The organism is Facklamia lactis (assembly GCF_015863205.1).
In the GTDB taxonomy this organism is placed as follows: Bacteria; Bacillota; Bacilli; order Lactobacillales; family Aerococcaceae; genus Facklamia; species Facklamia lactis.
Window position 1 is genome coordinate 1 of the sequence record NZ_JACBXQ010000008.1, and the last position, 10,969, is coordinate 10,969.

Genomic DNA, 10,969 nt, shown 5'->3' on the forward strand with positions numbered 1-10,969 from the left:
AATTATTTCATACAGATAGAGGTAAAGAATTCGACAACAAATTGATAGATGAAGTTTTAAAAACATTTAACATCAAACGTTCATTAAGCACAAAAGGCTGTCCTTATGATAACGCTGTTGCAGAAGCAACGATGAAAGCAATCAAAACTGAATTTGTAAAACAAATAAAATTTGAAAACTTGAACCAGCTAGAAACTGAGTTATTTGATTATGTGAATGGGTACAACAATTTTAGACCACATTCTTCATTACATTATTTAACGCCTGTGGCGTTTAAAAATTTACACATGAAAAGTGTCTAAGAAACTGTTGACATTCCAATCCCAAAGAATTAGTTATTGAAATCAAAGAGAATTTATACTTGATCCCAAACGCTGTAGACTTTCAATTTTATCCTAGATATCTGGAAAAAAACTTTCAAAAAGAAGAGGATAGAGTCACGTTTTTATCTAGTTACTTATATCCATTATTAAAGGACTATGATTACATTTTTTTAGATGTTCCTCTTACTCTAAGTTTACAAAATGATACAGCCTTCTATTTCTGTGATCAAATTGTTGTAATCTTACAGACACAGGAAAGAAGTTTGACGGGTGCGGAAATGTTTATAAAATACTTATCAGATACTCTAATTGAAGATTTTAACGCTAAATGTGATGTTTTAGGAGTTTTACCTGTTTTAAGTAAAAGAAAAGCGGCAGTAGATGAAGAAGTCTTGCGACTAGCGTCGGTTGAATTTGGGCCAGAATATATATTTAAGTTGGATTGTAATATTAAGTGCAACAGCCTAAAAAGCTAAAACTCATTAGGAAACTTCGTGTAAAATAGATTCACCACAAAACTATTCACGGAGGTCTCCTAATGAGCTATAGCCATCTTACACCATTTGAACGCGGACGACTAGATACTTTACACAAACAAGGGCATAGCATTCGTTCGATCGCCCAAGAGCTATCTAGGAATCCTTCCACCATTAGTCGAGAACTGCGCCGGTTTAAAGGTCAGCCCTATGTAGCCGAAGCTGCACATGAGCAATACTTACAAGCTAGAAAACTAGTTGGCCGCAAGAGCAAAACAACGCCAGAGCTCCTAGAACTCATCCAACAAAAACTCCAGGACACCTGGTCACCTGAACAGATTGTCGGTCGTCTTCTTTCTGGCAAGTTATGTTTTAAAACGATCTATCGATGGATTTACTCTGGCATTCTTCCCGTGGATCTTGAGGTCTTGCGTCAGAAAGGAAAACGAAGGAAGCCAGTAGAAACACGAGGTAAATTTCACCTTGGTACTTCCATTCACCAAAGGCCTAAAGAAGTTAGGAAAAGGACATCCATTGGCCACTGGGAGGCCGATACCATGGTGTCCTCCAGAGGCGAGAGTAAGAGCTGTTTTGCTACCTTTGCGGAAAGAAGAAGTCGTCTATTTTTAGCTTTTAAGATGCCGGATCGTACAGCTACTTCCATGAAAAAAAGCATAGAAAAACTATGGAGGTATATGGGAGAATCTCTTAAAACACTAACATCGGATCGAGGGAAGGAGTTTGCATGTCATGAGGAAATTAAGGATACATACGGAATTCCTATTTACTTTGCCGACCCATATAGTGCTTGGCAACGAGGAACCAACGAAAACAGTAACGGACTACTACGTGAGTTCTTCCCGAAAAAGACGAATCTAGACGAAGTTACAGAGGACGAACGTGTTGAGGCTCTCCTAAAAATCAACGGTCGACCAAGAAAGTGCCTCAATTGGGATACTCCTTTAGAAGTATTTCAACGCGAAGTGTTGCACTTAATTTGACAAACCATCTTAAAAATAAAATAAATCCTATGGAGCGTATTAAGAGAATGGATATGACAGGAATTACAGATAATCCAAGTGATATTCATGAGAAAAGGGTACATGAAGCCTTTACCAAGGTTGCTAAAGAATTACTTAACCGTTTGGAGGCTGAAGAATAATATGGGAATGGTTCAAAAGAATAAAAAATTGAGAAAAGATAATCCTATTTTTGATAATCTAATTAATAGACCAGATACTAATATATCTAAGATTCTTTCTAACTCATCAGTTGGGCAATTGTCCAATAATCCAACTGATTATCAAGTAAGTGCAACAGAACGAGTAACAATCAAAGTAAGTAATCATACAAGAAATCAAATTATGTCTCTTGCAAATATTGGAAAATTTGATAATCAAAAAAATGCCGTAGAAACGTTGGTTAATGAATATGTGTCAAAATTAAGTGACGATGAACTTAGAAGATATCTAACAATATTTCACTCATTAGAATTAAAAGAATTAACAAGACAGAATATATTATTTATCAAATATGCTGGTAAATTTTAAAACACCCTCAATTAACGTATCTTTTAAAATATGATTTATAGCATTTTCTTGCCCCATTATATAAGAAGCAGAATAAAAAGGGGCATCTATAAATTCAAAGACATAATTATAATTAATTGAATCTTCATCTGTCAAATTATACTCAACAACATTTCTTTTATATAGTTCCATTTTATTTTCGTATTTTTCATACTTTTCTGGGTATTTAAAAAGTTCAATTTGATAATTAGTTATAGCTTTATTTTCTTCTAGTAAGGAATATAAAAAATATTCATATTTTTTCGCCTCTTTTTTATAAAAAGTATTAATTAAAGTACATTCAAAATAGTGTGCCCAATACTCTTCTTCTTCTATTGAAAAAATTATAGATGTTTCAACCATTAAAAAATTTACAATAACATGCCCAATTTCATGCAATAAATAAAATAAATGATATTGGTTATCTATTTCATTTATTAAAATATAACTTTGATTAATCATAGGACAATGAATACATTTATAACCATCAATAGATTTTGAAGGATATTTAATATTATGTTTTATAGTATATATAATTTTATCTAGAATTAAATAATAAATAGAATTATTTTCTAATCTATTTTGTTCATTAATGAATATTGAAATATCAATCTCATTATTTGGATTTTGATATCTCATATTACAGAAACTAGGTTCTAAATTTAATGATTGAAAATTATGTTTTTTTCTCCATGTTAAATAATCAAACTTATATTTAAGTAACTGTTTATTTAATTTTATATTTTGAATTAATATATTTTCCTCCAAAGAAACTTCTATTTTTATGTTAGGTAGACTTATTGGAAAATCAACTATTTCTTCACTATTTAATTCTATTTCATAAAAAGAACTCACAATATGTCCTAAAGACTTTAATAATGCTACAGATTCTTTTTCTTCTTGTATAGAGTGCATTTTATTTCTTTTTAAGGCCATTTAAAAATCTTCTTTTCTTTTTAATATAAAACAATAAAAATACCAATACTAATAATATAAAAATATTAGTTAGTCTCCAGGTATTCAAAATACCTATCTTGTCTGAAAATATTCCATTTAAACTTAAAAATATTGAAATACATACAGATTCTAAACTATAAAATATGGAGACTGTAGTATTCCTTAGTTTATCACTTTCTACTATTTCAGAATGTAAAAGAACGTTTCCTTTTATACTAGCAATTGTAAAAAACACAATATGTAATGAGAATAATATTATATTTAACCAAATATTAGATGATAAAAATATCCCCATTAAAATTAAGACATCAGTGAATAGTAATAAAGAAAAAGATTTAAAATAATCTGTATTTTTTAATATTTTATCTGAAATAAAACTACCTAATATTCCACTTATAGCAATTACTATCCATACTATACTAATGATTTTTTCATCATTTTCTCTATGAAAGACAGCTTGCCATTGATTAGATGGACCAACATCTAATAATTTAGGTAGTAATATTAACAACATTAATACTAAACCAGTTTTTAAGTTAAAAATTCTTTTAAATACTGTTTTAATCTCTATTACTGAATTAATTAATACTTTTATAATCGTTTCATTTTTTAGTGTCTTTATTGTTCCCATATTAATAGCTGAAAAAATTAGAATTACACACAATATCATACTAAAAATAAATGGCAAGATTGGTTTATATACATATAAATAATTCACACTAATAAATCCCACTATTAATGAGGTTGTTAAACCAATAATAGAAGCTATAGAGAATACTTTTTCTAAATTTACACTATTACTTTTATAATGATTAATAGAATTAATCATCCAACTTGATAATGTTCCTGATTGAAATGATTCACTAATAGCTGAAAAAAATGCAGAAATTATCAATAATTTAAAGTCATATGATATTAATAAAAGTAAACCTACTATTTTAAAAATACCACTTAATATAATTGATTTTTTTTCACCTATTAAATCAGTTATTGCTCCACAAGGTATTTCTGTCAGAAAAGAAATAAACCAGAACAATGACAAATATACTCCTATTTGGCTCATAGAATTATTTTTAAGTAAAAAAATATATATCAACGGATTAAAGAACGATGGAATAGCTACCACTAAAAAATTTAACCAGTAATATTTATATAGTATCTTATTCATCGCTTCATACCTAACCTATACTCCGTTCCATAATTATCTCTAATAAGATAATTATAATCAACTAAATATCTTCGCATAGTAGCATAATCTTCGTATACTTGTTTGATAACCATATTTATTTCTTGCTCTGAAAATACAGTTCCGTTTTTAGATATATGGTTTACTACATAATCAAAAATAACTAATTTATTTTTATTTTTTTTTGGAATTAATCTTATTTTTCCATCTTTATTTAAAAACTTATTTATTATTTCCATTTTTATACCTACTTTTTTTTAAATATATAGCTATGTATTTAAATGCTTCTTTTTCAATTTCTATGTTATTTCCAATCAAACGAATATTACTTAAATGAATAAAATCTAACGCACTTTTTATTCCATTAATTTTAATGAATTTTTCCTCTTGATTATTAAATTTAGTAAAATTGATATTATCTTCAAAATTATTAACTATATTAGAATAATAGTTTAATGTTTCTCTATTTTGTTTCCCTTTTATATATGGTTCTAGAATCTTTACTTTTAAATTTAGTTCATTTTCAAAAAATAAGTTTAGATAATAAATAATATTAATAGTTACTAACTCTCTAATATTTATATTATCTTCACACTCATTCTTTACAATCAGCGTTCTTTTTGAGTCAAAATAAGAAATTGTTTCAAAATTTTCTATTCCTACTTCATTATATCTACAAATCTCTTTATCATATGGAACAATTGAATATGATAATACTACACTATATTTTTTTAAAATTTCGACTATATATAAAATATAATCTTTAGAATTAACTCTAAATCTTAGTTGCTGTTGTGATCTTTCTATAAAGAATAAATAATAAAACCTAGTACTATTTATTCGTTCTGATAACTCTTTAATCAATTTATATACTGAACTATTAAGTTCTATAATTTCAATTAAAAAGTAAGTCCATTTATCTAAAATATCAACTTCATACGGTGATTCTACATAGTTCCTTTCTTTTGAAAAACTTTTTGATTTATTGTGATAATCGCTATACGATACAATTAGCTCATTATTATATTGTTTATCATTTATATATACGTAAGATTTCTCATAAATATTCTCTTTAATTATTAATTTTTTGTGTTTCTTTATTTTTTTATATAATTCTTCTATATCTCTTATATTATCGATGGTAAAAGGGATTTCATAATCTTCTTCAATATATACAAAATTATTTTTTTCTTTTTTTCCAATCATATTTTCAATATTATATTTAAAGCTATCAATATTTTTATGCAATAGAACATTATAGTTTACTACCCACTGTTCTTTACAAAGAATTATATTATTATCTACTGTTATTCTTGGAGTATGATTATATTTATAAAAAAATTTTGGAATCAGATGTGTTCTTATATGGTTATTAATATTCGATAGTTTAACAATCGTATCTATCTCACTACCTAAATAATAGCTATCTACATTTGATAAAAGATTAATACTGATATTTTCTTCTGTTAGACGATTTATCATATGAAAATATTCTATCTCTTTATCATATCCAATATATATATCAGATAAGTTTAATCCATTTTCTGTTAAATAATCATAATTAATTTTATTTTTATCATTTTGTCTATTGGTAAGATAACTTATTACAGGATTAGACGAAAGAATATTTATAGAATAATCATTACTATCAGAAAATTTATTTACTGATCCTTTTCTTTTAATATACTTTTCTGTATCTAAATTAATAATTACTTTTCCTTCATTTTCCAAAATATTCATATTGACATCAAAATCATTATATTTAGGTTCTCTTTCCATCATTTGCTTAAAAAAATTTGAAGAAATATCAAATTCATTTATATTCGATATATCACAATATTCTATTATATTAGCATAATAATCTGTAAATTTTTTATTTGGAACCAAATACAATTTACTACATAATTCCAGAAATTTTTTATCACTTAATACTATATTTAGAGGAACATATGAGAAATGATATTTATCTACAAAATAATCTATCACTTCATCCAAACCCTTTAAATAAAAACAATTTAGTATAGAATAAACAATGTTACCTACTTTTTTTAATAATTTATCTGATATATTTAAATATTGAGTTTCTGAGGAAAATCTATCATATATCTTGTTATTGCCCGTAATATCTGTTTCTATTTCACTTACCAAATATTCTGAAAAAAAACCTGTTTCTATTAAATCGTTTATTTCATAATCACTTACAATCTTCTTATCAAGTTCTTTTCTACTTAACACTTCATTGTAAGAAACAGAATCAAAATTTATTTCGTTTTTCTCTAAAATATAATAATCTTCTTTAAACCCATATACGAAAAATTTATCCTTTTCTATAATTCTATTACTAAGGGAAAATAGATTCTGATGTTTTAATACAGTTTTTGTTTCCCTAACTTCATTAATACATAATTTGTTATAATCACTAATAACAACCTTGTTTTCAGATACCATAGCATTTAACGGATTAGTTCTATATTTCATTCTAGAAATATATTTATCTATTACGTCTTTATTGATATAACTCAAATGCATATTTTTTAATATATATTTTACTTCCTCAAATTCCTCACTACTAATTTCAGAATTCATTGATAAAATGGGCAATCTTAATAGCATATTTTCTTCAAAATTCATATAAACTACTCCCCTTATCTATTTATAAGATAATGTCTTACAAATTTCATATAATATATATCCTACATTTGTTAACCCATATTCACAATTTGACGAGAAAGTATTTACTTCAACTAGATCACATCCAATAATATTAATTCTAGAATCTATTAACTTATTCAATATTATTTCGAATTCTAACAAACTAGTTCCATTTGGTACGGGAAAAGTTATATTTGGAATATAACTTGGATCAAAAAAATCTACATCAATTGAAATATATAATGGTTTATTACTTTCTAAAATATATTTAATAAGATTATCAATGTTGCTTATTTTAATAATCTTATCAGATTCTTCTTTTTCTTCATTATATATATATCCTCTATACCCAAAATTTATAACTTCTACACCCGATATTTCAGAGATTTTTTTTACAACACTTCCATTAGTCAAAAATTCATTTTCCGATAAGTCTAAGTGTGCATCAAAATATAAATATATAATTTCTTGATTATATGCTTGTTTTATACCTTTAATAATAGGATATGATATTGAATGATCTCCGCCAATATATACTGGAGTAATTTTATTATCCGATTTGAACACTTGATATGAAAGAGATTCAATTTCTTTTATCATTATTTGTTTTTCTGATATCTGTAAAAAACCATAATCTGCAATATCTCTTCTTTGTTTAATTTGAATGTTCTTTTGATTACTAATATTTGGATTAGGAATTTTATAAGTAGTCTCTTTCAATTTCTTTATAGATTCTACATCATAAGTATTTTTTATATTTCCTTGAAAGTAAGGTATTTCAAATATACCAACATTAAATATTTCTTTATTATTCTTATCTTCTAGAAAACATCGAGTATTTATACCAAACATAGAATAGTTTATATTAGGATACAATTTATAAAAATTAGGATTTTCTGATAGAATGGCATACGCTAGTAAAATTTCTATATCTTCATCATATAAGTATTCGAAATAATTATCAATATATTTTCCTTTATTTTCGAAAATATAATTCGCTATTTTCTCAGTTAATTCTATATTTATTTCCGATAATATAATATTATCATTATCTTTTTTTACATAATTATTTACATATAACCCCATGATTTCATCCCTTTCTTCTAACTAAATAATGTTAATCTATTTATTTCATTGTTGCCTACTGTTTCTAATAATCTATTTGTATCTCTAGTATTATAATTATCTATATCTTGCAATCCAGGTATAATTACCCTGACACATTTTAAAGGAGAGTCTTTTCTAGATAAATTTGCAACGTATACTTCAAATCCTTTTTGTTTTAACTTATTTAATAAAAAATTTATATCATCTAATACATCATTATTTTTTAGATCTTTGAAATGACTTATATTAACGGTTTTAGTTTTACTATTATTTAAGAAATATTTACAATATTTCTTTTTACCATTTCCCCATTTAATATATATAGAGTCTTTTTCACTTATCCCATCTTCTTTCAACTCTATTTGTGATACCCTCATTTGAGCCGCCTCAGTTACTGCTCTGAAAATAGCAATTTCAATATCTAAAGCTGCTCCAGAACCATGGGTATATATAGGAAATTGCTTATCTTCTAAAATAGCATGTACTACATAAATAAAGTCAAATGAATCTAAAATGTGAATATGAAAATTTATTCCTTTTTCTTTTAAATATAAAAGTAATTTTTTTAATTTTTTATTTTTTACATTATCAAAAATAATCTTTCTACCATATAATCTAGCCTTATGAGTTAATGCATATGCATCTCTTTCTAAAACTTCAAATATTCCTTTTAAAACCGCTAAAGATAAAGATTTTTCTGATGAAATCCCTGTAGTTGATTGAGAGTGTAGCATTAATTTATTTTCATCATTATATGGGAAAAATACCGAGTTTGCTGGAAAATATATAGATTCATTAGAAGTTATATTTTTAATTTTTATCCATTTATATTTATTTCTAGGGCTATATTTATTTATATAATTTGTATCTAAATTTAAAATTTCAGGATTTATAGCTTTAATATTATTTTTTAAAAAATTTTCATATGATTCTATAATTAGTAAATCATATGGAAAGACCCTGCTACAATAACGTTCATATGCTTCTCCTATTGCACTTGAATATGCTTGGGACTTATTATGCCCTTTACCTCCATGTACAGAAAAATTATTTTCTAAAGGTGAACGAGATGAAAATGATTTATATACAGGTAAATTTAAATAATCTATTGTCGATAAATCTTGGCATAAATATACAGGGCTGTAGGGTCCTACTTCTAATTTATATTCTTTATTAATAATATAATTAGTTCCTTCAGAAATATATTTTTCTGAAGATAAATTAATTTCATCATATTGACACTCTAACTTACTGGGAAATAAAACAACATGATTTATTGATATAGCATTTGTTTGTTTTTTTAAACTAAACACACAACCCTCACAAAAATTAATTGTTTTAACGAGATTTATAATTTGTTTTATTTGTTCATCTGAAAGTAAATTAAAGTTAAAATATAATTCTTTTTTATCTATTAACTCCATAATATTATATTCAATATTTTCTACTATTCTCACTAATAAAGTTTCTAAATACTTTCTATCAAAGCAAATTATTGTATCATAAAAATTTATAATTATTATTTTACATTCTTTTGTTATTTTTATATTTGAAATATTATTCAAATCATTAAGATGAATGATACATACCTTTTCTTTTCCTTGTAATGTATAGGTTATCTTATTTATAGGATCATTAAATTCATAGTATTCTTTATCCCCTTCATATAAGTCTCCAGAAATATAATAATAATATGAATATTCACCCTTAAACCTAAATAAAGGAATATCAGTTTTTTGCATATATTAATTAAATATGAAGAAAAAAGTGCAAAATTTCCTAGGAAAGATTGCACTTACTATTAAAAATTAGAAAGTTGGAGCTGGACCTGAATATCTGCATTTAGATTGAGCAGCAACTGGTTTTTTCACTTCGATTTTTTTAATTGCTTTCTTTTTTTTCTCCATATTTTCCCTCCTTTCTTAAAATATTCACTTGTTATTGTAACCGTTTTTTAATTTTGGGTCAATACTCATTTTTGTACTTATAGATAAATTAACTATACCTTATTGTCATGATAATCTGATATTGGATTTAAACGATTTTATTAATGACATTTAAGCTGAGCAAAAAAAGAGACAAATCTTGATGTTAAAGATCCATCTCTTTTTTATTACTTATATATTCATTTTGAATAGAATATACTAGGTCTAGGTCTGGTTGAATACGAATTGGGTTGCCAGCTTCTTTTTAATATTTTTTTGGTCATCTTCTTTTACAATAGAAGAATGAATATTATTAACAGTAAACGCTTCTCCAATAAATTCTTTCTTTAAAAAGATAAAATTTTGAATTAATGCATAGTTATCATATTCATCAATATCTATAGGATGTACGTTATTTGGATACTTATTCATTATGTTCCTATATTTATGATTTTTATCATCATCTGAATCGTCTACACTTAATTGGACAAGTCTCCTGAGAGAATGTATTGTTAAATTAAGAAAGTAGGCGATTTATTTATGGCTAGAACAAGCAGAACCTTTACTCCAGAATTTAAACTTCAAATGGTCCGTTTGTTTGAAAACGGAAAATCTAAATCTGATATTATTGGAGAATACGATCTAACCCCTTCGGCCTTAGATAAATGGATTAAGAATCATCAAAATAGTGGTTCATTTAATGTTGTTGATAATCTAACTGATGAGGAAAAAGAACTCAGAAAATTGCGTAAAGAAAATCAACAATTAAAGATGG

At 25.7% G+C, this 10,969-nt stretch carries 12 protein-coding genes; 5 read left to right on the forward strand and 7 right to left on the reverse strand.

What is annotated here, in order from left to right; genetic code table 11:
* From HZY91_RS10650 to HZY91_RS10670, 4 genes are all read left to right on the forward strand, one after another.
* Nucleotides 1-302: IS3 family transposase (locus tag HZY91_RS10650; RefSeq protein WP_197115769.1), on the forward strand; the 302-nt coding region annotated here is incomplete at its 5' end.
* 35 nt (nucleotides 303-337) lie between these two features.
* A complete protein-coding gene (locus HZY91_RS10655; RefSeq protein ID WP_197116265.1) occupies nucleotides 338-799 on the forward strand; it encodes a ParA family protein in 462 nt (153 codons plus the stop codon).
* Nucleotides 800-861: 62 nt separating this feature from the next.
* Nucleotides 862-1,800: an IS30 family transposase gene (locus HZY91_RS10660; RefSeq protein WP_197116256.1), complete on the forward strand. Its 939-nt coding sequence runs from the start codon at nucleotides 862-864 to the stop codon at nucleotides 1,798-1,800.
* 162 nt (nucleotides 1,801-1,962) lie between these two features.
* Complete coding sequence (locus HZY91_RS10670; protein WP_197116257.1) at nucleotides 1,963-2,349, forward strand: DUF5388 domain-containing protein; 387 nt, start codon at nucleotides 1,963-1,965, stop codon at nucleotides 2,347-2,349.
* Here HZY91_RS10670 and HZY91_RS10675 read toward each other — a convergent pair.
* The 7 genes from HZY91_RS10675 to HZY91_RS10705 all read right to left on the reverse strand — a co-directional run bounded on the left by HZY91_RS10675 (nucleotide 2,320) and on the right by HZY91_RS10705 (nucleotide 10,626).
* On the reverse strand, nucleotides 2,320-3,303 hold the full coding sequence (locus tag HZY91_RS10675; protein WP_197116258.1) for an ImmA/IrrE family metallo-endopeptidase: 984 nt from the start codon (nucleotides 3,301-3,303) through the stop codon (nucleotides 2,320-2,322). The two genes, HZY91_RS10670 and HZY91_RS10675, sit on opposite strands and share 30 nt — an antisense overlap.
* Nucleotides 3,284-4,492, reverse strand: coding sequence for an MFS transporter (locus HZY91_RS10680; protein ID WP_197116259.1), 1,209 nt, complete (start codon nucleotides 4,490-4,492; stop codon nucleotides 3,284-3,286). Before HZY91_RS10680 ends, HZY91_RS10675 begins: the two co-directional genes overlap by 20 nt.
* Nucleotides 4,489-4,749: a DUF2087 domain-containing protein gene (locus HZY91_RS10685; protein WP_197116260.1), complete on the reverse strand. Its 261-nt coding sequence runs from the start codon at nucleotides 4,747-4,749 to the stop codon at nucleotides 4,489-4,491. Before HZY91_RS10685 ends, HZY91_RS10680 begins: the two co-directional genes overlap by 4 nt.
* Nucleotides 4,733-7,141: a lantibiotic dehydratase C-terminal domain-containing protein gene (locus HZY91_RS10690; protein ID WP_197116261.1), complete on the reverse strand. Its 2,409-nt coding sequence runs from the start codon at nucleotides 7,139-7,141 to the stop codon at nucleotides 4,733-4,735. The genes HZY91_RS10685 and HZY91_RS10690 overlap by 17 nt, the downstream gene beginning before the upstream one ends.
* Nucleotides 7,142-7,159: 18 nt before the next feature.
* The gene (locus tag HZY91_RS10695) at nucleotides 7,160-8,248 is read right to left on the reverse strand and encodes an arginase family protein (RefSeq protein WP_197116262.1); all 1,089 of its coding nucleotides are present in this window, start codon (nucleotides 8,246-8,248) and stop codon (nucleotides 7,160-7,162) included.
* Between the two features lie 17 nt (nucleotides 8,249-8,265).
* The gene (locus HZY91_RS10700; RefSeq protein WP_197116263.1) at nucleotides 8,266-10,011 is read right to left on the reverse strand and encodes a YcaO-like family protein; all 1,746 of its coding nucleotides are present in this window, start codon (nucleotides 10,009-10,011) and stop codon (nucleotides 8,266-8,268) included.
* 408 nt (nucleotides 10,012-10,419) lie between these two features.
* On the reverse strand, nucleotides 10,420-10,626 hold the full coding sequence (locus tag HZY91_RS10705; RefSeq protein ID WP_197116264.1) for a hypothetical protein: 207 nt from the start codon (nucleotides 10,624-10,626) through the stop codon (nucleotides 10,420-10,422).
* 108 nt (nucleotides 10,627-10,734) lie between these two features.
* Here HZY91_RS10705 and HZY91_RS10710 point away from each other — a divergent pair.
* On the forward strand, nucleotides 10,735-10,969 hold a 235-nt coding region (locus HZY91_RS10710), incomplete at its 3' end, for a transposase (protein ID WP_197116186.1).